Here is a 23,917-nt window from a genome sequence, read left to right on the forward strand (position 1 = left end):
CGCCCGCGCTACTTGATGGCGCCGGCAAGCGAGAAGATGGGCAGGTACATGGCGATGAGGAAGCCGCCGACCACGCCGCCCAGGAACACCATGAGGAGCGGTTCGATCATCGAGGTGAGGGCGCTGACCGCCGTGTCCACCTCGTCGTCGTAGAAGTCGGCGATCTTGTTGAGCATGGTGTCCATGGCGCCCGTCGCCTCACCGACGCCAATCATCTGCACCACCATGGAGGGGAACACCTTGGTCTCCAGGAGCGGACCCGCGATGTTCTTGCCCTCGGCGATCTTCCCGCGCACGTAGTAGATGGCCTCTTCCACCGTGCGGTTACCGGCCGTCTTCGCCGTCACGTCCAGCGCGTCCAGGATGGGCACGCCCGAGGAGATCATCGTGCCCAGCGTGCGCGTGAAGCGCGCCACGGCCACCTTGCGCAAGACGTCGCCGAACAGGGGCGCCTTGAGGAAGACCTTGTCCCAGAACTTGCGGCCCTTGGGCTGCTTGTAGCTCCAGGAGAAGGAGAACACGACCACCGCGATGCCGATGACGGTGTGGAGGAAGTACGCCTGGGCGAACTTCGACATGTCCACGACCATCTGCGTGGGCGCGGGCAGCTTCGAGTTGAAGTCCGCGAACATCTTCTCGAAGACGGGCGTCACCTTGAGCAGCAGCACCGCCGTCACGCCAATGGCCACCAGGATGACGATGGTGGGGTAGGTCATGGCGCTCTTGACCTTGGCCTTGAGCTTCTCGCTCTTCTCACGGTAGGCGGCGAGCCGGTTGAGGATGGTGTCGAGGATACCGCCCACCTCGCCCGCGGCGCACAGCTGCACGTAGAGCTCGTCGAAGATCTTGGGGTGCTCCTTCAGCGCGTCCGCGAAGGTGCTGCCCTGCTCCACCTTGGACTTGATGGCGAACACCACCTTCTTGAAGGCGGGGTTGTCCATCTGGCTGGCGAGGATGTCCAAGCACTGCACCAGCGGCAGGTCCGCGTCGATCATCGTCGCGAACTGACGGGTGAAGATGAGGATGTCCTTGCCCGTCACGCCGCCCATGCCGGGCAGGGTGATTTCCCCGTCGAGGGCGCCCTTCTTGCGCACCTTCGTCGGGTTGAGGCCCAGGGACTTCAGGCGCGCGTTGACGGCCTCGGCGTCCGGGGCCTCCATCTCGCCTTTTTTGCTCTCCCCGCTCTTGGTCTTCGCCTCCCAGAGGAACTGGGCCGTGTTCTTCTTGGACGCTGTCGCCTTCTGCTGCACTGCCGGTGCTGCCATAACTGGACCTCCGGGGAGGGCGAGGAGTCTAACCTGTGATTTTCATGCCCCAAAACTAACGGGCACCCGCTCCCCCGGCCGGCCGCTGGGCTACGCCGGCCACGCCACCCGTGGCGAGGATGTTGCGCAGCTCCTCCGGGTCGGAAGAACGGCCGAAGGCCTCGTCCTGGGAAATGACCCGGCGCGCCAGAAGGGCGGCCAGCGCCTGGTTGAACGTCTGCATGCCGTACTTCGCCTGACCCACCTGCATGGACGAGTAGATCTGGTGGACCTTGTCCTCGCGGATGAGGTTCCGGATGGCGGGGTTGGGCACCATGACCTCCAGGGCCAGCACGCGGCCCGGAGCGCCCTGCTTGGCGACGAGCGCCTGGCTCATCACGCCTTCCAGCACGAAGGACATCTGGGCGCGCACCTGGGGCTGCTGGTACGGCGGGAACACGTCCAGGATGCGGTTGATGGTCTGCACCGCGCTGTTGGTGTGCAGCGTCGCGTAGCAGATGTGACCCGTCTCCGCGATGGTGAGCGCCGCTTCGATGGTCTCCAGGTCGCGCAACTCGCCGACGAGCACCACGTCCGGATCCTGGCGGAGGATGTACTTGAGGGCCGTCTTGAAGTTGCGCGTGTCCGCACCGACCTCGCGCTGGTTCACCAGGCAGTTCTTGTGCGGGTGCAGGTACTCGATGGGGTCCTCGATGGTCATGATGTGCTCATGACGCTCGGTGTTGATCTTGTCGATCATCGAGGCCAGCGTGGTGGACTTGCCGGAGCCCGTGGGGCCCGTCACCAGGATGAGGCCGCGCGGCTTCTTCACCAGCTCCGCCACCACCGGCGGCAGGCCGAGCTCCTGGAACGTCAGGATCTTGAAGGGAATCGTGCGGAACGCGCCGGCGACGGCGCCGCGCTGCATGAAGATGTTCGCGCGGAAGCGTGACAGACCCTTCACGCCGAACGACAGGTCCAGCTCGTTCTCCTCCTCGAACTTGTGCTTCTGGGCGTCCGTGAGGATGGAGTAGCAGAGCTGCTTGGTCTCCACGGGCGTGAGCGGCGCCGTCTTGAGCGGGACGAGCTCACCGTCCACGCGGAGCTGCGGCGGCGAGCCGGTGGTGATGTGGAGGTCGGAAGAGCCCTTCTCGACCATCGCCTTGAGGAGCTGGTGCAGGTTGGCCACGGATGCGTGTCCTGTCGGGGGAGAGGTGTGGAGGAAGTGGGGTGATTAGAAGCGGTCCGGCGCGGTGTTGCCCACGACCTCTTCCAGGGTGGTCATGCCGTCCATGAGCTTCTTGAGCGCGCTCATGCGCAGGCTGCTCATGCCCAGGCGGATGGCCTCCTGCTTGAGCTCCGCGGCGGAGGCGCCGTTGATGACCAGCTCCTTGAGGCCATCCCAGAAGGGCATGACCTCGTAGATGGCCACGCGGCCGCGGTAGCCGCGGTCGTTGCACTCGCGGCAGCCGACCTTCTCGTACATGGTGAAGGTGCCCATCTTGTCCGGCGGGATGCCCGCGTCGATGAGGGCCTGCTCGTCCACCTTCTCCGCGGGGCGCTTGCAGGCCGGGCACAGGCGGCGGGCCAGACGCTGGGCGAGGATGAGGTTGAGCGACGCCGTCACGAGGAACGGCTCGATGCCCATGTTGAGCAGGCGGCTCACCGTGCCCGGGGCGTCGTTGGTGTGCAGCGTGGAGAGGACCAGGTGGCCCGTGAGCGCCGCCTTCACGCCGATTTCCGCCGTCTCGAAGTCGCGGATCTCACCGATCATGATGATGTCGGGGTCCTGGCGGAGGAAGGAGCGCAGACCGGCCGCGAAGTTCAGGCCGATGTCGTCGTGCATCTGCACCTGGTTGATGCCGGCGAAGTTGAACTCGACCGGGTCCTCCGCGGTGCAGATGTTGGTGCCCACGTCGTTGAGGCTGGAGAGCGCGGAGTACAGCGTCGTCGTCTTGCCGGAGCCCGTGGGGCCCGTCACCAGCACCATGCCGTAGGGCCGGTCGATGGCCTCCTTGAACCAAGCCAGGGGCTGCGCGTCGAAGCCCAGCTTCGTCATGTCGAGCTGCAGGTTGCTCTTGTCGAGCAAGCGCATCACGACCTTCTCGCCGAAGAGCGTGGGGCACACGCTCACGCGGAAGTCCATCTCCTTGCCGCCGCCGATCTTGATCTTGATGCGGCCGTCCTGCGGCAGGCGCCGTTCGGAGATGTCCAGCGACGCCATGATCTTCAGACGGCTGGTGATGGCGTTGCGCAGCTTCATGGGCGGGCGCATCACCTCGTACATCACGCCGTCGATGCGGAAGCGGACCCGGAAGTCCTTCTCGTACGGCTCGATGTGGATGTCGGACGCGCGCTTCTTGATGGCGTCCATGAGGATGAGGTTCACCAGCTTGACCACGGGCGCGTCGTCCGCGGCCCGGGCCATCTCATCCACGTTCTCCTGCTCCTCCTTGGCGACCTCGATGTCGTCGCCCACGTCGCCGACGATGTCCTCCAGCGAGGGGCCCTTCTCCGCGTAGTAGCGCTCGATGGATTCGCGGATGGAGATTTCCGACGCGACGACGGCTTCGATGTTGTAGCCGGTGAGGAACTTCAGGTCGTCCACCGCGAAGATGTTGGACGGGTCGCACATGGCCACGATGAGGGACGGGCCCGCGCGGTTGACCGGGATCACCAGGTGCTTCTCGGCCACTTCCTTGGGCACGAGCTTGATGATGTCCGGATCAATGTCGAAGTCCTTCAGGTTGATGGCCGGGACGCCGTACTGCTTCGACAGGAAGTCGGTGAGCTTCGACTCCTCGATGGCGCCCGTCTTGATGAGCGCCGTGCCGATGCGCGCGCCACTCTTCTGCTGCTCCTCCTGCGCCTTGCGGAGTTGCTGGACGGAGATGAGGTTCTCGCGCACCAGCAATTCACCGAGTCGACCGGACATTTCTGGGATGCCTCTTTGAGCGTGAGGAGGGAACAGCCAGGGCCCCGGCTGTCAGCGGGACCCGAGGGGGGAAATGAGGCCGTGCGTCAGGGGCCTGAAGCCCTGGCACGGATCCTCCCGGATTAGAGGAAACCGATGCGCGGCCTGTCAAGGCGCCCTGGCGTGCTCCCTTGCTGTCCGGCGCCGCTTCTGGAAGGGCGCGCCCCTCAGGCTCTGGAGCCGCTCGGGAGCCCCTACCCGTCGCCGCGGGCCACCACGGTGCGCGCGGCCTCCACGTCGCGTTTGATTTGACCCACCAATTCGGCGGCGGAACCAAATCGTTGCTCGGGCCGCAGCCGCTCCAGGAACTGCACCCGCAGCTCCTTGCCATAGAGGTCGCCGCTGAAGTCCAAGAGGTGCGCCTCGATGGTGACCTCCGTGCCACCAAAGGTGGGCTTCACGCCGATGTTGGCGGCGCCCGGCCGCCACGGCCCGTCCGCTTCCGCGAGCAGGCGCACCCGGATGGCGTACACGCCGGGCGCGGGCCGCAGCTCGTTCTGCGTGTCCACGTTGGCGGTGGGAAAGCCGATGGTGCGCCCCCGGCCCGCGCCGGACACCACCGTGCCATCCAGGTCGAACGGGCGGCCGAGCAGGCGCCTGGCCGCGCCCACCCTGCCCTCCAGGATGTACTCGCGGATCCGCGACGAGGACGCGACGACGCCGTCCACGTTCACCGGCTGCACGACGTGCACCTGCGCGCCCCGCTTCGCCGCGGCCTCGCGCAGCGTGGCGACGGTGCCGGCGCGCTGGGCGCCATAGGTGTAGTCGCTGCCCACGACGACGTGGCCCACGCCCAGGCCGTCGAAGAGGGCGGACTCGAAGTCCTGGGGCGTGTTGCGCGCGTAGTCCCGGGTGAAGGGCTGCACCACCACGTGGGACAGGCCGCACGCGGCGAGCAGCTCCAGCTTGCGCGGCAGGAGCGTGATCAGCTTGGGCGCCAGGTCCGGCTGGAGCACCTTGCCCGGGTGGGGCTGGAAGGTGAGCGCGTTCGCGGGGGCATGGCGCAGCGCCTCCGCGAAGAGGGCCTGGTGGCCCACGTGCACGCCGTCGAAGTTGCCCAGCGCGAGGGCCTGCCCCTGAAGCTGGCGGCCCGCCTCGGACACGGACTGGAAGACCTTCATGGCCCTTCCCTATAGCACCCCGCGCGCTTTTGCCCTGGCCAACCCACGCGGCTCCATGGTTAGAGGCCCCCCGTTCCCGCCATGCGCCCTGCCCTGCTCCCTGATCCGGTCGGCCTCAAGTTCGTCCCCCTGGAAGCGCCCCCGGACTGGGACGCGGAGTTCGGCTTCACCGGGCCGCTGGAGCTGGAGATCGGCTCCGGGGCGGGTGGGCACGCGCTGGAGTACTGCCGCCGCAACCCCGGTGTGCGCTTCGTGGCCTTCGAGTGGCGCAAGAAGTACGCGCGCGACACGCAGATGCGCGCGGAGAAGGCGGGCATGAAGAACCTGCGCGTCATCGAATCCGACGCGCGCTTCGTGGTGCCGCGCATCTTCGCCCCCGGGTCGCTGGACGTCATCCACCTGCAGTTCCCCGACCCCTGGTGGAAGCGCTCGCACGCCAAGCGGGCGGTCGTGCAGCCGGATTTCGCCAAGGTGATGCTGGGGCTGCTCAAGCCCGGCGGCCGCTTCGACATGCGCACCGACGTGCAGGACCGCGCGGTGGCCATGCTGGAAATCCTGGAGGCGGCGGGCTTCCACAACCCGCTGGGCGCCGGGGTGTTCCACCCGTACGACCCGGAGGAGGTGCCCTCCACCCGCGAGCGGCGCTACCTGGCGTCCGGAGAACCCGTGTACCGCGCACGCCTGGTGAAACCCGCGCCGTAGTTCCGCCGGCACCTGTCAGGCCCTGGACGCCCGGCGTCCTTCGTGCCCGCGGGTGCCCGCGAGGGCCCTTGGCAGCGCCCCCCACCCGGAGGAGAATCCACCCAAGGGGTTCCCACTCCGGGGAGCACTCGCGACGTTGGCCACGACCGCAGCCTGTTGGGGGATGGGCGCCTCATGCCGGAAGCCGAAAGGAAACGGATGCCGGAGGGCGTGCGCAGGAGCGGCCCCGCCAACGACTTCTCCGGGCGCACCGTGCTCATCGTGGACGATGATCCGGCGCAGATCCGCCATGTGCGCGAGGGCCTGGCCCCGCACGGCTACGTCTTCAAGGAAGCGCTGGACGGAGCACAGGCGCTGTCCGCCATCCGCGCGGGCAGGCCCGACCTCATCGTGATGGACGTGGAGATGCCGGGCCTGGGCGGCGTGGAGGTGTGCCGCATCGTCAAGGCGAACGCGGGCGAGGGCGGCTTCGGCTTCATCCCCGTCATCCTGATGACGGCCCGGCAGGCGGCGGGCAAGGTGGAGGGGCTGGAGCTGGGCGCGGACGACTACCTGGTGAAGCCCTTCGACATGCTGGAGCTGGGCGCGCGCGTGAAGTCCATGCTGCGGCTCAAGGCGTTGCAGGACGCGCTCCTGGAGAAGAACCGCGAACTGGAGTGGGCCAACCGCGAGCTGGACCGCCGCCGTCAGGAGCTGCTCGCGCTCAGCCGCACGGACGCGCTCACGGGCCTGTACAACCGGCGCTACTTCGAGGAGCGGCTGAGCGAGGAGTTCATGCGCTCGCGCCGCTACCGCTCCCCCCTGTCGCTGGTGATGCTGGACATCGACCACTTCAAGCGCATCAACGACACGTTCGGCCACCCCTTCGGGGACGAGGTCCTGCGCGCGGTGGCGCACACGGCGCGCGCGACGCTGCGGGAGGTGGACCTGCTGGCCCGCTATGGCGGCGAGGAGTTCATCGCCCTCCTGCCGGAGGCGGCCCCCCAGGACGCGCTCCGGGCGTGCGAGCGGGTGCGCGAGGCGATTGAGCGGCTGGAGCTGACGTGGACGGGCCCGGACGGAATGTCGCAGGAGGTGAAGCTGACCGCGTCGCTGGGCGTGGCGACGGTGCCCGCGGACGACCTGCCGGGCACGGAGGCGCTGCTGCGCGCGGCGGACGCGAGCCTGTATTCCGCCAAGGGAACGGGCCGCAATCGCGTCCACCAGCACGCGGCGTGACACACCTCCCGCTTCCCCACGGCGGCGGTTTGACCTAAATCGGAGGCCCCATGCGCCCGCTCGCGATGACGACCTGGCTGCTGTTCGCCCTCCTCTCCCTGGGCGGCTGCAACCGGCTGCAGCCGGACACCCCCGTGGGGGCCTACCAGACGTTCCACCGGCACGTGCAGCGCGGTGAGCTGCCCAAGGCCTACGCGGGGCTGTCACAAGAGACCCAGCAGGTCCTGAAGACGCGCGCCCAGCAGGTGAGCGACGCGTCCGGGGGCATGGTGAAGCCGGAGCCGCTCCCGCTGTTCTTCGCGAATGTCCCGGTGCCGCCGGATGTTCAGGAGGTTTCGCTGCTCCGGCAGGAGGGCGACGTGGCGACCTTGGTGGTGCGCTCGGCGGGAAGGTCGGGCGAGGTCCGGATGGTGAGGGAACCGTCCGGGTGGAAGGTGGACTTTTCAGCATCCCCCCAGCCGTGAGCCCGGGCATGCCCGGACCCCGCGCATCAGGTAACGTACAACCGTGAACGACAGGAAGACACGGCGGGTGCTCCCCGCAGTCGAGGTCATCCGGAGACCGGGCTCCACGCCCGGCGGCCCGGTGACCCCGTCCTCGACTGCCCCCACCCCCTCCCCCACGCCGAGGCCCACGCCCCGGCCCACGCCGGTGGCGCCCGCCGCCCCGGTGGCCCCCACCAGCGCGGAAGGCGCTCCGCGCGCGACGCCGGCCCCCCGCCCCACGCCGGGCGTGGCGCCCGCGCCCCGTCCGAGCGGCCTCTCCCCCACGCCGCGGCCGACCCCGTCCGCGGCTCCGTCCGCTCCCCCGCCCCGCCCGGCTCCGGGCCCGGCAGGCGCGGTCGGGCCGGCGGCGACGGCCTCCTCGGCTCCGCCCCGGCCGTCCGGTCCTCCGGCTCCGGGCTTCACGCCGGGGGCCTCGTCCCGTCCGCCTCCCCGGGGGCCCGGGATGGGTGGACCGCCGCGCGCGGGTGGGCCTCCGGGCCGCTTCGCGCCGCGTCCCAGCACCCCGCGTCCGCCGCCCACGCCGGAGCAGATCCTGGCGCTGGCCACGCGCGAGCACGTCCCGGCGCGCATCGCCAAGGGTGAGCTGGAAGGGAAGATGAAGGCGCGCATCTGGCGCAAGCTGCACGCCGAGGAGGCGAAGCGCTTCGACCAGGTCTACGAGCTGATGGGCCAGACGCCGGGCCTGTCGCTGGGAGACGCGTTCGGCATCCTCCAGAGCGGCCTCACCGTGCAGGAGTTCATGGCGCGCAAGGAGCGCAGCCAGCGCAAGGCGGCCATCAAGCAGGCGCGCGGCCAGGTGGACAACGCGCTCGTCGCGGACTTCCTGGGCGCCTTCATCGAGCAGAAGACCGAGCTGTCCGTGGTGCTGGCGGAGCGGTCGCTCCTGGACACGCTGCTGGCGGAGGAGGCCATCGCCTTCACCTTCGAGCGCACGGGCCGGCTGGAGAAGCTCCAGGTGGTGCTCATCGCGCGCAGGGGTGACTGGGAGCGGCTGATGCCGAACCTGGAGCGCGACGCGAAGCTCACGCAGAAGCCGGCGCAGGTGGCGCGTCAGCCGGACAAGCGCCCCTACTCGGACCCCCGGCCGTTCCTGCCGCACATCGGGCAGACGGTGAAGCTGGTGCTGCGCAACGGCATCACGGTGGAGGCGCCGCTCTTGCGCGTGGGCCGCTTCGACGTGCTGCTGGGTGAGCCCGGGCACGAGCTGTTCGTCCCGCTGCACGCGCTCTTGCGCTTCGAGGCGCCCCCGGCCCCGGCCGAGGATGCTTCCGACGACGAGGCCGGTTCAAAGCCCGACGCCGAGGGCTGAAAGCGGCTCGCGGTGGCGTTACCTCCGGGCGGCCCTGCCTTCATTGGCGGGCCGCCCGTGTCCTTCCTCCCCCTGGAGACTTCATCCATGCGCGTCTTCTTCTCCCGCATCATCAAGCCCTGGCTCGCGCTCACCGCGGCGGCGGTCCTCGCGGGGGCGTCGCAGCAGGCGTGCACGAAGGAGTCCTCCGCGAAGGAGCCGGCCGCGCCCGCCGCGCAGGAGGTGGGGCGGAGGGAGAACGGCGTGCACGTGGTGGAGCTGGCCGTCACGGAGAAGGGCTATGAGCCCTCGCCGGTGCAGCTCAAGAAGGGCGAGCCGGTGAAGCTGGTGGTGACGCGCAAGACGGACGTGACGTGCGCCACCGAGCTCGTGATGGACGAGTACAAGATCGACACGAAGCTGCCGCTGAACACCCCGGTGGAGATTGCCTTCACGCCCAACCAGTCCGGGACGCTGAAGTACGGCTGCGCGATGGGGAAGATGATCGCCGGCACGTTCGTGGTGGACTGAAGGCCCCGGACCTCTCATGCGCCCCTCCTCCCGCCGCATCGTCGTGCTCACCGTGGCCGCGGTCCTCGCGGGAGTGACGCAGCTGGCGTGCTCGAAGGAGCCCTCCGCGGCGAAGGCGTCGGAAGCGGATGAGCACGAGAAACGCCACGGCTACACGGCCCTCGTGGACGACGGCCATGTCGTGAACGGGAAGTTGATGCTGGAGATGTCCGTCACGGAGAAGGGCTTCGAGCCCTCCTCGGTGGTCCTGCTCCAGAAGGACCAGCCGGTGACGCTGTTGGTGACGCGCAGGACGGAAGCGACGTGCGCCACCTCGCTGGTGATGGCCGACCAGGGCATTGACGTGAAGCTGCCGCTGAACACGCTGGTGGAGATCGCCTTCACGCCCCGTCGCTCCGGGATGCTCCATTACGGGTGCCCGACGGGTGAGGCCACCGGCCGCTTCTTCGTGCAGTAGCGCCTCCGCCCGTTAACTGGCGATGTCCGCCCGGGCGGGTAGGCTCACGCGCCTGCATGGGCAGCTCGGAGCTCTTCACCCGGCACGTCTTCCTGGACCTCGAAACGACGGGGCTCGACCCCCGCGTGGACGAGGTCATCGAAGTCGGGTGCCTCTTCTTCGAGCACGGCCGGGAGGTGGACCGCTTCTCCCAGCTGTATTCGGCCTCGCGCCCGCTGAACCTCACCATCCGCCGGCTCACCGGCCTCTCCGACGCGCAGCTCGCCGGACAGCCCCGCTTCGACGCGGAGCGCGCCCTGCTGCGGGAGCGGCTCCAGGGCTGGACGGTGGTGGCGCACAACGCCCCGTTCGAGAAGGGCTTCCTGCCGGACGTGCTCGGCGGCGTGCCGGTGCTCGACTCGTGCGAGCTCATGCACTACCTGCACCCGGAGCTGCCCAGCCACTCGCTGGAGTCGCTGATGCGGTGGGCGAAGCTGGGCTCGCAGCAGCCGCACCGGGCGCTGCATGACTGCGTGGCGGTGCACGCGGTGCTGGTGCACGCGCTGGATGGCTGCGTGCGCGACGGGCGCGCGGAGGACGTGGCGGACCTGCTGTCCACGATGGACCCCAGGGCCCGCGCGGCGCTGGGGCCCACGCCGCTCTTGGATTCCCTGTCGGAAGAGGACGCTCGCGATCTGGCGATGGACGCGGAGGCGCGCCCGCTCCTGGAGCTGCTCTCGCGGCTGTGGGAGGCGTGCCGGGCCACGCCTGCGCCGCTGAACCTGGAGACGACGGGCGGCTTCCTGCGCGCGCGGCCGGAGCGCAAGCGCGCGAATGGCGGCCGGCCGCCCCCGGAACCCGAGCTGGACGCGACGCCGCTGCCGGTGCGGCCGGAGGAGGTGGCCCAGGTGCTGGGGCCCGGCGGCGCGCTGGAGCGGGGCGGCGGGTTCCTGTCGCGGCCCGCGCAGCTGGAGATGGCGCAGGCGGTGGCGCGCACGCTGTCGGACGGCGGGCAGGTGGCGGTGGAGGCCGGCACGGGCACGGGCAAGTCGCTGGCGTACCTCACGCCCGCGGCGCTGTTCGCCGCGCGCAACGGCCTGAAGGTGGGCGTGGCGCCGCACACGAAGACGCTCCAGGACCAGCTCCTGGAGAAGGACCTGCCCCGGCTGCACCAGGCCACGGGCGGCGCGTTCGGCTACGCGTTGCTCAAGGGCCAGACGAACTACCTGTGCCGCCGCCGCGCGCTGGAGGCCACGCGCGTGGAGCCGGGGATGAGCCACACGGCGAGGGCGCCCCGGGCCTACGTGCGCGCGTATCTGCGCCGCAGCGTGGATGGGGACCTGGACCGGCTGAGCCACTGGTTCCGCGAGCGCTTCCCGGGCATGCACGGGCTGGTGCCGGCGGTGCGCTCCGAGGCGGCGACGACGCTGGGCGAGCGGTGCCCGCACCACAACAAGTGCTTCTACCACTCGGCGGTGGCGCAGGCGCGCGAGGCGGACGTGCTGGTCATCAACCAGTCGCTCGCGTTCGCGTGGCCCGCGCGCTACGGGCGCCTGGACCACCTGGTGCTGGACGAGGCGCACGAGCTGGAGGACGTGGCCACCACCGCGCTCACGGTGGAGCTGTCCGACCTGGCCTTCCTGCGCCTCACGGAGCGGCTGCACGGACGCGACGGACGCCGGGGCCTCTTCGCTGAATTGCGCCGCGCGCTCGCGGCCACGCGCCGGGACGAGTCCCGCGTGCTGATGTCCGAGGTGGACGATTCCCTGCGCACGCTGCTCCAGGAGGCGCGCCTGTTGGGCGAGCAGGTGACGGCCCTGTGCGAGCCCGCGGCGGCGATGCCCGGCGAGGACGCGGACGACGCGGCCTACGCGCCGGAGCTGCGGGTGACGGACGCGGTGCGCGCCCTGCCCGCCTGGGAGCCCGTGCGCGAGGGACTGGTCGCGGTGCGCACGGCGCTGCAGCGGGTGCACACGCTCTTGTCGGTGCGCGTCCTGGCGGCGCTGCCGGAGCTGGCGGTGAAGCAGCCTTCGCTGGAGCGGGAGCTGGCCGGGGCCACCACGGAGCTGGGCGAATTGTCGGTGCTCGCGGGCGAGCTGGCCGGAGAGCCGGACGCGAAGCGCTGCTATGCGGCGCGGGCGGAGCCTCGCAAGCAGCGCTGGAGCGTGGGCGCGCAGCCGGTGGACGTGTCCGAGTCCGTGGCGAAGGACTTCGCCGCGAACAAGCGCGCGCTGGTGATGGCGTCCGCCACGCTGGGCACGGGTGACGGTGTGCCCTTCGTGCTGAAGCGGCTGGGGCTCAGGCCGCCCATCCTGCGCGCGCCCTCGCCGTTCCACCTGGGACAGCAGGCGCTGGTGGTGCTGGTGACGGATGCGCCGCGCGCGCACGAGGAGCCGTTCATCGACTGGGCCTCCGGGCGCATCTCCGGACTGGCGCAGGTGATGGGCGGCCGGGTGCTGGGCCTGTTCGCCTCCACGCGGCGGCTGGAGCGCGTGTCGCGCGAGGTGCAGGCGCGGCTGGAGCCGCACGGGATTGAAGTGCTGCGTCAGTCGCGCGGGCACGGCCGTTCGCTGGCGGCGCGGCAGGAGCGCGACACGGGCACGGTGCTCCTGGGAACCAAGAGCTTCTGGCAGGGCGTGGACATCCCCGGGCGCGGCGTGGGGTGTGTCTTCATCGACAAGCTGCCGCTGGAGCCGGCGTCACGGCCGCTGGTGGCCGCGCGCGAGGAGCCGCTGGCGAAGGCGGGCAACGAGTACCTGGGCTTCCTCCAGTACCGGCTGCCGCGCGCGTTGCTGCTGCTGCGTCAGGGCGTCGGGCGGCTCATCCGCTCCACCACGGACCGGGGCATCGTCGTCGTGGCGGACCCCGGACACGCGAGCTACCGGCCGCTGCTGCTCCAGGCGCTCGCGGGCTACCGCGTCGTCGCGCTGCCGTGGGCACAGGCGCGGCTGCTGCTGCACTCGGAGCTCTTGCAGATGGGGCTCACCGCGGACACCGCGCGGGTGTGAGCCCCCCCTGCCCTACCCTACCGCGCCAGCCGCTCGCGGTAGCGCGCCTCCAGGGCGGACAGTTCATCCACCCAGGGGCCCGTGGCGCCGCTCGTCTTCGCCTGCGCCAGGGCCTCCGACAGCGCGCGCGCGTCCTCGGTCTGCTGCGCGCGCAGCCGCTGGGTCATGTCCCGCGCGGCCTCGAAGACGTCCTGAAGTTCGTCGCCTTCGCGCAGGCCGTGCTGCGGCGGGTTCAGGTGGCCTTCCGCGACCTCGCGCATCATTCGCTTGATGCGGAAGAGCGGGCCCGCCATCCGGTGCGTCACCACGATGGTCGCCAGCGCCACCACCGCGATGAACGTCAGCAGGCAGCCGCCCAGCACCCACCACGTCAGCTGCTGATGGCGCTCCAGCTCCGCGCGCTGCGCGACGATGGCCGAGCGCTCCGCCTCGTACTTGGCGTCGATGGCCTGCGCCTGCTCGCGGAACTGCTTCTCGAACGCCGGGTCGTTCATGTGGGCCATCAGCTCGTTGGAGAGCGTGGCCCCGGACAACTCGCGGCTCACCTCCGCCGCGGCCGAGCGGGCGTCCACCGCCGTCGCCGTCTCGTGCATCAGCGAGTTCGCCGCGCGCACCAGGAAGATGCCCAACAGCGCCGCCATCACCAGCGTCACACCGACGATGTACGCGGTGAGCTTGAGCTGGAAGGGCGCGTCGAGCAGGAAGTTGCGCCAGCGGCGCTTCGTCGTCGGGGCCTGGGCCGTGGTCGTCGTCATGTCTCGCTGCTCCAGTCGAAGGTCGCGGCGGCTTCCTCGATGGCTCGGGGGATCAGGGCCTTCAACAGGTCCGCGGGCGGAGCTCCCGCGGCGTTCACTTCCACCTGTCCCATCAGGGACTGCTCCGGGTACGTCATGCACAACAGTGCCAGGCGCAGGCCTCCACTGTCCGTCTTCTGGATCTCCGCCGTGATGCGGTAGCCGTGCACGCCCAGCTTCTTGAGCGCGCCCTTCGCCGCGGCCTTCGACTCCTTGTCCGGCGCCATCTGCGCGCCCCGGCGCACCAGCTTGGAACGAAGCCGCGCCTCCGTCACCTTCACGAGCTCCGCGGGCACGCTGCCCGTCTTGTCCTTCAGCGCGTCCAGCGACAGGTAGAAGCGCGGCCGGCGCGCCTGGTACGCCTTGATGGCCTTGATGGACTCCGCCACCGCCGCCTGCACCGTGGCGTCCGCCTCCCCCTGCACCGCCTGGAGGCAGTCGAGCCCCTTCGGTTCCAGGAGCGCGCCCAGTCCCTTGGCCACCGCCGCGCGCACCAGCTCGCTCGGGTCCTTGAGGCCACCGCACAGCGGCGTCACCGCTTCGGGGTCTTCCGTCTGGCCCAACACCAGCGCGGCCTGTGAGCGAGCACGCGGATCCCTTCCCTTCTCCAACTGACGACCCAGGAAGGTGATGCGCGTGTCCCCCTGCGCCAGTGCAGCGCTCGGCAGCAGGAAGAAGAGGAGCAGGAGTGCTGTCGGCAGCCGCATGGGATGGGCAAAGAAGTGCCAACAGTGTAGCCGCGATTTACCTGTCCACGACAGTTGCCTCTGAGGGCAATCGCGCCCAGCTTGGATGCGCACAGTGGGCGACGTCCTCCAGGGGGGAGGACGGCTGGGGTGCGGCGGACCCGAGGCGGGTCACCGCGGGCTGGGGGAGCGATGAAGCGCGGAGTCATCCTGACGGGTGTTCTTCTGCTGGCGGGGTGGATGGGCGGCTGCCGTGACTCGGACCGCCTGACGTCGGTGGGCAAGCCGCGACCTCCCGGGCCGACGCCGGTGGAGTCCACGCCCACCCTTCCCGACTCCGAAACCGCACAGCCGCCTCCCGGCAGGCCGCCGCCGGAGCCGGAGGTGGTGGATCCGCCGCCGCCCGACCCGGAGGCGGAGGTGTTGGATCCCACGCCCATCCCGACGACGGACGGCGTCCCCGGCCCCCTGCCGGGCGTCTACACGGACAAGGGCGAGGCGCCGGTGACGGACCTCATCCGCGGGCTCGTGTCCTTCCCCATCCGCGACCAGGCCGCGCTCGAGGAGCGCATCGCGGACATCTACAAGCCGGGCGGCGCCCGCTTCCGCCAGTACATGACGCCGGCCGAGTGGATGTCGAAGCACGCCCCCCTGGAGAAGGACGTCACCGTCGTCACGGACTGGCTCAAGTCCGAGGGCATGCAGGTGCCCTACGTCGCCACCAACCGGCTGCTGGTGCAGTTCGTGGGCACGGTGGCCCAGTTCAACAAGGCGTTCGGCGTCACGCTGCGCGTGCTGGAGCGCAAGTCGCCCCAGGGCGGAAATGATCCGCACGACGTCTACGGCCTCGTGGAGACCATCAAGGCCCCCACGTTCGTGCAGCAGCGCATCCACGCCGTCGCCACGCTGGACCTGCCGGCGGAGACGGGCACCCTGCCGGGCGAGTTCGGCCAGCCGTCCACGGAGCCGCCGAACCCCGTCAGCCGGGGCCTCACGCCCCAGCAGGTGGCGCGCGCGTACAACGTGGACTCGCTCTATCAGCGGGGCTACCAGGGCCAGGGCATGAAGCTGGGCGTGGTGATTGGCGCCAGCTTCCGTTGGAAGGACGTGCGCGCCTTCTGGAAGATGTGGGGCATCGAGCGCGAGGACCCCAAGGTCATCCAGACCATGGAGCCGCCCGTCACGCGCTACCGCGAGGGCACGCTGGACGTGGAGTGGGCCGCGGCGATGGCGCCCAAGGCGGAGGTGCTCGTCTACATGGACCCGGACGCGCGCAACACGTCCATGCTCTACACCTACAACGAGGCCATTGCCCGGGGCGAGGTGAGCGTCATCACCACGTCCTTCGCCCACCGCGAGGACTCCGAACCCAAGGCGGTGCAAGAGGCCTACAGCCACTCCAGCACCATGGCCGCCGCGCTGGGAATCACCATCGCCGCCGCCAGCGGTGACTCCGCGGGCGTGGACATGCCGGGCAACAGCCCCTACGTCACCGCCGTGGGCGGCACGCAGTTGAAGATGAACGGCATGACGGTGACGGGTGAGACGGCCTGGTACTACTCGGGCTCCGGCATCACCCGCACCTTCGCCACGCCGGAGTGGCAGAAGGGCCTCTTCCCGATGCCCGCCAAGCGCGCCGTGGTGGACGTCGCGCTGAACGCGGACACCGGCTTCTGGTACACGTGGCTGGGCGTCACCACGCCCAACACCGGCACGTCGTTCTCCTCGCCCATCTTCGCGGGGATGATCACGGTGGTGAACGGCGCGCGCGCGGACGCGCAGAAGCCGCGGGTGGGCTGGCTCAACTCGCAGCTCTACACGCTGCCGGCCGTGCAGCAGACGTTCCGCGACATCACCGTGGGCGTCACCGACAAGCAGTACGAAGCCGGGCCGGGCTGGGACATCCCCACCGGCTGGGGCGCACCCGACGCGGAGGGCCTGCTGCGGACCCTGCCCTGAGCGGGTGGGTGACATGGGGCGGACGGGCAACCGAGCCCCGCTCCGGCTGTCATCCCGGATTGACGGGATGCGAATGCATGCGCAGGGCATGCTGTTCGGGACAGGACCATGTCCTTGTCCCCCCTGCGCGCATCCCTGTCCTGCCTCCTGCTCCTCGCAGCCGCTTGCAGCAATGCCGTCGCTGGACCGAGCGACGCCGTGGCGGAGAGTCCGGCCACGTCCGCTCCGGGGACCGCCGTCGGGACACCCACTTCGCCCACCGCGCCCGTGGAGGACGTGGGCCAGGTGCCCACCACGCCGACGCCCACCGACACGGTGACGCCCGTGGAGACGCCCACGGCCGAGACGCCCACGGCCGAGACGCCGGTCGTCAGCGCGCCTGCTCCCACGGCGAACGTGTGCTCGCCGCTCAGCTCGCTGTCCACCCTGACGGGCAACCTGTCGACGTGGCTCCTCACGGCGCCCATCGCCGCGGCCAACAGCGGCGGCTTCAAGGAGCCGGGTGGCACGGAGCTCGCCGCGTTCGAGGGCGCGTTCCGCACGCTGCTCACCGAAGGTCCCACGGCGCAGGTGGTGCAGGACCTGGCGGGGATGGGCTACGGCGTGTCCACCTTCCGCAACGACTCGGGCGGCGGGTGGCTGGTGGTGCGCGAGCAGGGCCTGCTGTCGCGCGGCGGCGGCACCTTCATCATCAACCTGTTCCCCGCGCGCAACCTGTGGCTGGAGGCGCCGCACGCGGACTCTGATGAGGGCACGCTGCGTCAGACGGCCACGCAGCTGGTGTCGCTGGGCGCTCGCGCGCTGCTCATCACCGGCACCAACCGCTGCGCCGTCACCACCGCCAGCCCATGCAGCGGCACCACCAGCGTGTGCGGCACGAAGGGCCTGCGCATCTCCGACGTCGCGCACTACGGCAACAACTTCTTCACCGCCGCGCACCGCGCGCTGCGCGACACGTACCCGGACGCCATCGCCGCCAGCATCCACGGCATGGACGCGGGCGACGGCCCCGAGGCCGCCGTGGTGAGCGACGGCACCAGCACCCTGCGGCCGGACGCGCTCTCCAACCGCCTGCGCGACGCGCTCAACACGCACCTGGTGGGCACCAAGAAGGCCTTCTCCTGCAACGCGGCGGATGACTCGGGCAAGCACCGCACCCTGTGCGGCACCAGCAACGTGCAGGGCCGCATCGACAATGGCGCCGCGGACGCCTGCTACACGGAGGCCGCCGCCGCCACGGACCGCTTCATCCACCTGGAGCAGTCCGCCACGCTGCGCGGCACCGGCGCGTCGTCCAAGGCCGTCATCCAGGCGCTCGCGGACACCGTGCCCTGCACGCTCGGCGGGACCGGCCTGGGCTGCCCGGCCGTGGTCGCGCAGGACTGCCCGTGAAGTGTCACGCGGGCGACGTCCTCACAGGGCGTGCCAACCGGCTTCTCGTCGTGTGAAGCAGGCGGGCTGATCCGTACGAGGGTCCGCTGCCAGTGTCCGGGGTTGGGCATTCAGTGAGACTGGAGGCCCGAATTTTCGGTTCGGCAGCCGACGCTTCTCACCCCCTGAGAGGGGCAACCCTGGTCGGGTCCGGGAGCCTCCCTAGATTCGAGCGGCCACCATGGCGCTCCTTTCGACCCTGACACTCTTTCCGGCCTACTCCCTCGACACCTCCATCCTGGTGGCGGTGCTCGTGGGCGTGCTCATCCTGGCGCTCCTCACGGAGACGCTCGGGTGGGTGTTCGTGGGCCTCGTGGTTCCCGGCTACCTGGCCTCGGTGTTCGTCATCCACCCGGAGGCGGGCTGCACCGTCGTCGCTGAATCGCTGCTCACCTACGGCCTGGCGCTGGCGTTCTCCAGCGGACTGTCCCGCACGGGGGCCTGGAGTGAGTTCTTCGGCCGCGACCGCTTCTTCGCCGTGGTGCTCGCCAGCGTGGTGGTGCGCGCGGTCAGCGAGACGTGGCTCCTGCCCGTGCTGGGGCACTGGATGGACGAGCGGTGGGGCACGTCCTTCATCGTTGACCGCAGCCTGCACAGCATCGGCCTGGTGCTGGTGCCGCTCACCGCGAACGCCTTCTGGAAGCTGAAGCTGCGCCGCGGCCTGTGGCAGGTGGCGGTGCCGGTGGCGCTCACCTACGTCATCCTCCGCTTCGTGCTGCTGCCCGGCACCAACCTGTCCTTCTCCAGCCTGGAGCTGATGTACGAGGACGTGGCGCAGGACTTCCTGTCCAGCCCCAAGGCCTACATCATCCTGCTGACGACGGCGTTCCTCGCCGCGCGCTTCAACCTCAAGTACGGCTGGGACTTCAACGGCATCCTCGTGCCCGCGCTGCTGGCGCTCACGTGGCTGGAGCCCTTGAAGCTCGTGGCGACGCTGGCGGAGGTGCTGCTGCTGGTCGTGGCCGCGAAGGCGGTGCTGTCCGTGCCGGGGCTTCGCACGCTGAACCTGGAGGGCCCGCGCAAGACGGTGCTCGTCTTCTGTCTGGGCTTCCTCGTGAAGTGGGGCATCGGCTGGGCCATGGGCGGCCGCATTCCGGGCCTCAAGGTCACGGACCTGTTCGGCTTCGGCTACCTGGTGCCCACGCTGCTGGCGGTGAAGATGCTGCAGAAGCAGGTCATCGCGCGCGTGCTCCTGCCCACGCTGCACACGTCACTGGCGGGCTTCCTCATCGGCAGCCTCGCGGGCTTCGGGCTGTCGCTCATCGAACCGCGTCCGGCCACCGCGCTCACCGCGGAGGCGCCGCGCGACCACGTGCCCGGGCTGGGCCTGGACCGGTCTGCGCTGGGCCTGATGGTGATGGGCCGCGCCACCGCGCGAGAAAGCGACGTGGGCGGACAGTCGCTGCGGCTGAAGCACGGCGACCTGCGTGAGTACAGCGGGCTGTGGAACGGACTGGATGCGTGGCTGGAGTCGGGCCGCGTGGAGGGCCTGGGCGCGCTGCGCACGAAGGCGGTGGCGCTGGGGCTGGAGCTTCGCGAGCTGCCGAAGCAGGACGGCGCGCCCGCGCGCTTCGCGCTGGTGGAGCGCGTGGAGGGCGCCGGCAAGGTGGGCTGGGACACGTCGCTGCTCATCCCGGGCGCGCACGGGCCGGTGCTGGAGGTGCCGCGCCCCCTGACGGAGGCGCCGAGCGCCGAGGCCGCCGCGCTCCTGTGCGAGCGCGTGAACTGCCGCGCCATCATCGTGAGCGGCGTGGATTCCCACCGCGCGGGCCTGGTGCTGGGTGACGCGCTGGCGCAGTCGGAGACGCCGCTGCGCCACGCGCACGACGCGCTGTCCTCGCGGGAGCGGGTGCAGCTGCGCGTGGATCCGTCGCTGAAGCCGGGCCAGGCGGTGCTGCACACGCCGGACGGCAAGGCGCCCCAGGGCCTGGACCTGCTGTGGCCGGGCGCGACGGTGACGGCCAATCCTCCGCCGGAGCCCGGCGGCAACTGGGGTGAGTCGCGGGTGAGCGTGCTGCGCGCGGGCGCCTTCGACCTGGCCTCGCTGGTGCTTGAGCATGCCCAGGCGCTGGCCGAGCCGATGACGGAGCGCGACGCGCTGGGCACGCTGATGGTGACGCCCGAAGTGGCGCGCGTGCCGGCGGTGCGCCCGTCGGACGCGGAGCTGCTGGTGCTGGAGCAGCAGGTGGCCTCGCCGCTCCTGGGCGGTGGGACGGCGGACGTGCCGAAGGAGCTGCGCGCGCGCTGGGCCGGGGCCATGGCGGCGCTGATGGGCCTGCGGGTGCACCCGGTGACGGAGTGCGCGGGCGCGACGACCAGCGGATGCTGGTGGGTGACGGACGCGCAGGACACCCCGGGCCGGCTGGGCGCGGGGCTGATGGTGCGTCCGGGCGGCTCGCCGCTCGCGCTGGAGGTGCCGTCTCCGGCCCGCGAGGCGGGCACGCTGCCGGTGGCCGCGGAGCTGTGGCACGAGTCGCGCTCCACCGCGCTGGTGTTCGCCACCGCGTCCGGTGACCTGCCCCACCCCGCCACCTTCGGGGAGCTGCGCACGAGCTTCCAGGCGTTCCACCAGGCGGTGCACCGCGCGCTGCCGAAGGAGCAGGGCTGGGTGCTGCACCTGCGCGGCTTCTCCGGCCGGCCCTCCGTGGAAGCGGACGTGCTGGTGGACGTGGGCAGCCCGGTGCTCACCGAAGCGCAGCGGCCGGCGGACCTGGAGCGGCTCTTGTCCCAGGAGGGCCCGCTGGGCTGGCTGGGGCAGCGCGTGCGCTACCACGACGGCTCTCCGGAGCTGACGGGCCTCAATGACGCGAGCCCGCAGCAGGTCTTCTCCCGCACCTTCGGCGGGGCGCGGCTGGCCACGCTGTGGCTGTCCGAGCCGCTGCGCGGCGCCTTCGTGGGCCCTCGGCTGGTGGCGGAGGAGCTGGCCATCACGGGCCTGTTGCCCGAGGAGCCGCGCGAGTCTCCCGAGCGCGCGCTCTTGGCGGACCGGCTGGTGGCGCCGACGCAGCCGGTGTCCGCCGCGCTGAAGGAGCACTTCGCGGAGCTGACCGCGAGCGCGGAGCGCTACGTCGCGCAGCAGAACGTGCATGACCTCCGCGCGCTGGCGCAGACGAAGCGCGTGGGCAATGTGACGCGTCAGGTGAAGTCCGGCTTCAGCGCCGAATACGGCCTGCCCTTCCTCCTGGTGGAAGCGCGGCAGGGCAAGCAGGTGCTGCGCGCCGTCTATTTCCTTCAGCAGCACCCGTCGCCGGCGAAGCGCGCGGAGCTGACCGCGGGTGACGCGGAGCTCGCGAGCACGGTGGACCTGGCGCTGCGGCACCGCCGTCCGGTGGTGCTGACCGGGGAAGTCTCCCGCGAAGAGGCCCGTCGATGAAGACCCGCAGCCGCGCCCTCGTGGCGCTCCTTGGACTGATGGTGGGCCTGGCCCTCATCTGGGGCGCGAGCCTCGCCGTGCTGAGCAACACCGACACGCCCACCGCGCGGCGCGACGCGAAGTTCGTCAACGCCGAGCGCCTCATCTTCTACCGCCTGGAGCCGGGCCGGGAGATGCGCGTGCGCGTCCCCGCCGAGGCCGAGGAGCTGCTCATCGTCACGCACGAGCTGCTCCCGGACGGCACGCCCTACGCGCCGGAGAAGCAGTACCAGTACGGCCTCAAGGCCATCCTGCGCGGGCCGGACGGCGTCCTCTTGGAGCGCGCCATCTTCACGCGCACGCGCCAGAGCAAGGGCCAGCCGCAGGAGGACGGCACGTTCCTCCAGGAGAGCGCCTTCACCACGCACGCCGACCAGCAGGTGACGGACGAGCGCGAGTTCGTGCTGCGCCTGCCCAAGGAGCGGCCGGACTACTCCGTGCTGTACCTGCGCGCCGCGGGCGCGAACGACACGCTGCTGGCGCGGGTCTACGTCCGCGCGCACCGCACGCTGCCGCTGCTCGCGTCGCAGAAGCTGGCCCAGGCCCGCGCGGAGGTGCGCGCCGGGCGTGCCACCTTCGAGCCCTTCGAGAAGCTCTCCTCCGACACGCGCCGTTGGCTCGCGGAGGAGCACTGGGAGCGCCTCAACGCGGAGGGCGAGGCGGGCACCGACTACCAGATTGAACCCGTCTACCGCACCCCGTACCGGCTGCCGCTGGTGGAGGCCACCGAGTCCGTGCAGGAGCGCCTGGGCGCCGGCCGCGCCGTGGCCCTCAACGTCACCGGGCCCGCGAAGCCGGTGCTGTGGCTGTGGAGTGATGCGACGGATGCGCATCCCCAACCGCACGGACCGGTGACGGTGCAGACGCTGTCCGCGGACGGCACGGCCCACACGCTGGAGCTGCCGGGCCCCGTGGCGGGTTCGCCCATGTCGCATCCGCTGGAGCTGCCGGCGGGCGTGCACACGGTGATGGTGCGCAACGATGGCCAGGAGGACCTGCGCTACACGGTGGAGGGCCCGTTCGAGTCGTGGCTCCTGCCCGCCGAGTCGCGTCCCCAGCCGGGCGTCGCGTCGGAGGGCCGCGTGGCCTTCCTGCCGGACACGCGCCGCACGGAGGCGTTCGCCACCGGCCCGGCGTGCCCGGTGCTGGAGCTGGACATTGATCCGCGCATGGACGCGGTGGGGCGGCTGGTGCGCATCGACGCGCGCTCGCTGGACCGCGCGCCCTCGCGCGAGCCGCTGCACCTGAGCCTCACGGTGCTGGATGCCCAGGGACAGTCCCTGGGACAGGCTTCGCTGGACGCGACGCCGGAGCCCGCGCCGTTCGAGAGCGCGGCCCTGGTCCCGCTGCCGGGCGGCGCCCTACCCTGCACGCCCGTGGCGACGGCGCCCCAGGACGCGGGCTCCGCGGGCTCGGGTGAAGTGACGGACCTGCCGGCGTGGGTGTCGGGCGCGACGAGCGCCCGGGTGTTCCTGCCGATGGGCGCGCGCAAGCTGCGCGTGGAGGCGCCGCGCACGACCATCGTGCAGCTCTACAGCTTCCTCTCCAGCGGTCAGCCCATGGCGGCGTCCGCGCCGTACACGAACGACGCGCTCACCGGCGTGCGCTGGCGCAACGCGCCCGTGGACCAGCGCGCCTGGCACCCGATGCGTCCGGCGAACCTGACCGCGCTGATGCAGGGCGGCGCGCGGATGGAGCTGCTCAGCCAGGTGCGCCTGGAGCCCGTGGGGCCCGAGGAGGAGACGCCTCCGCCGTCGGGTGACGCGGTGGTGGTGCGCCCGTATGGCACGCCCCCGGTGGTGGAGGTGCTGGAGTCCGGGCCGGCGGACACGGTGGACATGGTGAAGGCGCTGTCCACGGTGCTGGAGCCGGGCCGCGCGGTGCGGGCGCGCTTCGATGCGCGCACGCCCACCCGTCCGGAGGTCCGCCTGTCGCTGAAGGACGCTGCGGCGCTGGGCAACGAAGTGGAGGTGCTGCTCGACGGAGAGCCGCTGCACCGCTTCACCGTGCGCTCCACGCGGGCGCGGGAGCTGCTGCCGCCGCTGCCTCCGGGTGAGCATGAAGTGCTGCTGCGTTCCACGGCGCCGGGGCTGACGGCGCTGCTCAACCGGCCTCCGGCGGCGGGCAGCGGTCTGCGCTCGCGCACGGTGTATCCGGTGGGCCAGGGTGGGCTGCGCGTGCCAGTGCGCAAGACGGGTCCCGGCGCGGTCACCCTCAACGTGGTCGTCTACACGCCGGTGGCGGAGGGCGCGACCGAGCCGCAGATGTCCGTGACGGTGGATGGCGGCAACCCCGTGCGCCGCGCCAGCGTGCTGGTGCCGCACGTCACGCGCGCCGAGCGCACGGTGGTGCTGCAGGCCTCCGAGCGCGAGCCGGCCATGCCGGTGGGCCGCCCGGGCGTGAAGTGGTACGCGCGCACCGTGCCGGTGACGCTGGGCGAGGACATCGCGCCGGGCGTGCACACCGTGCGCATCCAGTCGCTGGGCTCGGGACCCATGTGGGCGCGGTTCTTCATGTTCGGCCAGGCGGTGGAGAACACCGCGCCGCGCATGTGGAACCGGGGCGGCTGGCAGCCGGACGAGGACATGTTGTGAGGTTGCGCCGGAG

General features: G+C 71.0%; 17 protein-coding genes. 11 read left to right on the top strand and 6 right to left on the bottom strand.

Translation table 11 applies throughout. The features are described from left to right. Positions 1-8: 8 nt before the first annotated feature. The 4 genes from pilC to ACX114_RS31385 all read right to left on the bottom strand — a co-directional run bounded on the left by pilC (position 9) and on the right by ACX114_RS31385 (position 5,339). Positions 9-1,265, bottom strand: coding sequence for a type IV pilus assembly protein PilC (pilC, locus tag ACX114_RS31370; protein ID WP_459290632.1), 1,257 nt, complete (start codon positions 1,263-1,265; stop codon positions 9-11). 55 nt (positions 1,266-1,320) lie between these two features. Then, positions 1,321-2,433, bottom strand: a complete 1,113-nt coding sequence (locus ACX114_RS31375; protein WP_459290634.1) for a type IV pilus twitching motility protein PilT — start codon at positions 2,431-2,433, stop codon at positions 1,321-1,323. Positions 2,434-2,478: 45 nt separating this feature from the next. Next, complete coding sequence (gene pilB, locus ACX114_RS31380) at positions 2,479-4,179, bottom strand: type IV-A pilus assembly ATPase PilB (RefSeq protein ID WP_459290635.1); 1,701 nt, start codon at positions 4,177-4,179, stop codon at positions 2,479-2,481. Between the two features lie 233 nt (positions 4,180-4,412). Next, the gene (locus tag ACX114_RS31385) at positions 4,413-5,339 is read right to left on the bottom strand and encodes a bifunctional riboflavin kinase/FAD synthetase (protein WP_459290637.1); all 927 of its coding nucleotides are present in this window, start codon (positions 5,337-5,339) and stop codon (positions 4,413-4,415) included. Positions 5,340-5,420: 81 nt separating this feature from the next. Between ACX114_RS31385 and trmB the strand changes: the two genes are divergently transcribed. The 7 genes from trmB (at position 5,421) to ACX114_RS31420 (ending at position 13,028) form a co-directional block, all read left to right on the top strand. Further along, entirely contained in the window at positions 5,421-6,041 is a 621-nt protein-coding gene (trmB, locus tag ACX114_RS31390) for a tRNA (guanine(46)-N(7))-methyltransferase TrmB (RefSeq protein WP_459290639.1), read from the top strand. A 174-nt stretch (positions 6,042-6,215) separates the two neighbouring features. Further along, complete coding sequence (locus ACX114_RS31395) at positions 6,216-7,259, top strand: diguanylate cyclase (RefSeq protein WP_459290641.1); 1,044 nt, start codon at positions 6,216-6,218, stop codon at positions 7,257-7,259. A 50-nt stretch (positions 7,260-7,309) separates the two neighbouring features. Then, complete coding sequence (locus tag ACX114_RS31400; RefSeq protein WP_459290643.1) at positions 7,310-7,723, top strand: hypothetical protein; 414 nt, start codon at positions 7,310-7,312, stop codon at positions 7,721-7,723. Between the two features lie 484 nt (positions 7,724-8,207). Next, on the top strand, positions 8,208-9,074 hold the full coding sequence (locus ACX114_RS31405) for a hypothetical protein (protein WP_459290645.1): 867 nt from the start codon (positions 8,208-8,210) through the stop codon (positions 9,072-9,074). 87 nt (positions 9,075-9,161) lie between these two features. Next, a complete protein-coding gene (locus tag ACX114_RS31410; protein ID WP_459290647.1) occupies positions 9,162-9,584 on the top strand; it encodes a cupredoxin domain-containing protein in 423 nt (140 codons plus the stop codon). A 16-nt stretch (positions 9,585-9,600) separates the two neighbouring features. Beyond that, complete coding sequence (locus ACX114_RS31415) at positions 9,601-10,041, top strand: cupredoxin domain-containing protein (protein ID WP_459290649.1); 441 nt, start codon at positions 9,601-9,603, stop codon at positions 10,039-10,041. Positions 10,042-10,097: 56 nt separating this feature from the next. Then, positions 10,098-13,028 carry a helicase C-terminal domain-containing protein gene (locus tag ACX114_RS31420; protein WP_459290651.1) on the top strand — a complete coding sequence of 977 codons (2,931 nt, stop codon included), beginning with the start codon at positions 10,098-10,100 and terminating at the stop codon, positions 13,026-13,028. A gap of 17 nt (positions 13,029-13,045) precedes the next feature. Here the strand turns inward: ACX114_RS31420 and ACX114_RS31425 are convergent, their stop codons facing one another. Both ACX114_RS31425 and ACX114_RS31430 read right to left on the bottom strand, forming a co-directional pair. Further along, the gene (locus ACX114_RS31425; protein ID WP_459290653.1) at positions 13,046-13,783 is read right to left on the bottom strand and encodes a methyl-accepting chemotaxis protein; all 738 of its coding nucleotides are present in this window, start codon (positions 13,781-13,783) and stop codon (positions 13,046-13,048) included. Further along, positions 13,780-14,529: a HEAT repeat domain-containing protein gene (locus ACX114_RS31430; RefSeq protein WP_459290655.1), complete on the bottom strand. Its 750-nt coding sequence runs from the start codon at positions 14,527-14,529 to the stop codon at positions 13,780-13,782. Before ACX114_RS31430 ends, ACX114_RS31425 begins: the two co-directional genes overlap by 4 nt. Positions 14,530-14,700: 171 nt before the next feature. On the opposite strand from ACX114_RS31430, the gene ACX114_RS31435 reads away from it, so the two are divergent. From ACX114_RS31435 to ACX114_RS31450, 4 genes are all read left to right on the top strand, one after another. Then, positions 14,701-16,467 (top strand): S53 family peptidase, encoded by a 1,767-nt coding sequence (locus tag ACX114_RS31435; protein ID WP_459290657.1) that lies wholly within the window; start codon positions 14,701-14,703, stop codon positions 16,465-16,467. Positions 16,468-16,575: 108 nt separating this feature from the next. Next, complete coding sequence (locus ACX114_RS31440) at positions 16,576-17,859, top strand: hypothetical protein (RefSeq protein ID WP_459290659.1); 1,284 nt, start codon at positions 16,576-16,578, stop codon at positions 17,857-17,859. 220 nt (positions 17,860-18,079) lie between these two features. Beyond that, positions 18,080-21,271: a poly-gamma-glutamate biosynthesis protein PgsC/CapC gene (locus ACX114_RS31445; protein WP_459290661.1), complete on the top strand. Its 3,192-nt coding sequence runs from the start codon at positions 18,080-18,082 to the stop codon at positions 21,269-21,271. Next, complete coding sequence (locus ACX114_RS31450; RefSeq protein WP_459290663.1) at positions 21,268-23,904, top strand: hypothetical protein; 2,637 nt, start codon at positions 21,268-21,270, stop codon at positions 23,902-23,904. Before ACX114_RS31445 ends, ACX114_RS31450 begins: the two co-directional genes overlap by 4 nt. Positions 23,905-23,917: the final 13 nt, after the last annotated feature.

This window comes from Corallococcus sp. M7, assembly GCF_054512695.1.

What these genes read in the sequence shown, in the direction of transcription:
- ACX114_RS31410 (WP_459290647.1), top strand. Translation starts at nt 9,162, where the DNA reads ATGCGCGTCTTCTTCTCCCGCATCATCAAGCCCTGGCTCGCGCTCACC.
- ACX114_RS31445 (WP_459290661.1), top strand. Translation starts at nt 18,080, where the DNA reads ATGGCGCTCCTTTCGACCCTGACACTCTTTCCGGCCTACTCCCTCGAC.
- ACX114_RS31400 (WP_459290643.1), top strand. Translation starts at nt 7,310, where the DNA reads ATGCGCCCGCTCGCGATGACGACCTGGCTGCTGTTCGCCCTCCTCTCC.
- ACX114_RS31415 (WP_459290649.1), top strand. Translation starts at nt 9,601, where the DNA reads ATGCGCCCCTCCTCCCGCCGCATCGTCGTGCTCACCGTGGCCGCGGTC.
- ACX114_RS31405 (WP_459290645.1), top strand. Translation starts at nt 8,208, where the DNA reads ATGGGTGGACCGCCGCGCGCGGGTGGGCCTCCGGGCCGCTTCGCGCCG.
- pilB (WP_459290635.1), bottom strand. Translation starts at nt 4,179, where the DNA reads ATGTCCGGTCGACTCGGTGAATTGCTGGTGCGCGAGAACCTCATCTCC.
- ACX114_RS31430 (WP_459290655.1), bottom strand. Translation starts at nt 14,529, where the DNA reads ATGCGGCTGCCGACAGCACTCCTGCTCCTCTTCTTCCTGCTGCCGAGC.
- trmB (WP_459290639.1), top strand. Translation starts at nt 5,421, where the DNA reads ATGCGCCCTGCCCTGCTCCCTGATCCGGTCGGCCTCAAGTTCGTCCCC.
- ACX114_RS31420 (WP_459290651.1), top strand. Translation starts at nt 10,098, where the DNA reads ATGGGCAGCTCGGAGCTCTTCACCCGGCACGTCTTCCTGGACCTCGAA.
- ACX114_RS31425 (WP_459290653.1), bottom strand. Translation starts at nt 13,783, where the DNA reads ATGACGACGACCACGGCCCAGGCCCCGACGACGAAGCGCCGCTGGCGC.
- ACX114_RS31385 (WP_459290637.1), bottom strand. Translation starts at nt 5,339, where the DNA reads ATGAAGGTCTTCCAGTCCGTGTCCGAGGCGGGCCGCCAGCTTCAGGGG.
- ACX114_RS31435 (WP_459290657.1), top strand. Translation starts at nt 14,701, where the DNA reads ATGAAGCGCGGAGTCATCCTGACGGGTGTTCTTCTGCTGGCGGGGTGG.
- pilC (WP_459290632.1), bottom strand. Translation starts at nt 1,265, where the DNA reads ATGGCAGCACCGGCAGTGCAGCAGAAGGCGACAGCGTCCAAGAAGAAC.
- ACX114_RS31440 (WP_459290659.1), top strand. Translation starts at nt 16,576, where the DNA reads ATGTCCTTGTCCCCCCTGCGCGCATCCCTGTCCTGCCTCCTGCTCCTC.
- ACX114_RS31395 (WP_459290641.1), top strand. Translation starts at nt 6,216, where the DNA reads ATGCCGGAAGCCGAAAGGAAACGGATGCCGGAGGGCGTGCGCAGGAGC.
- ACX114_RS31450 (WP_459290663.1), top strand. Translation starts at nt 21,268, where the DNA reads ATGAAGACCCGCAGCCGCGCCCTCGTGGCGCTCCTTGGACTGATGGTG.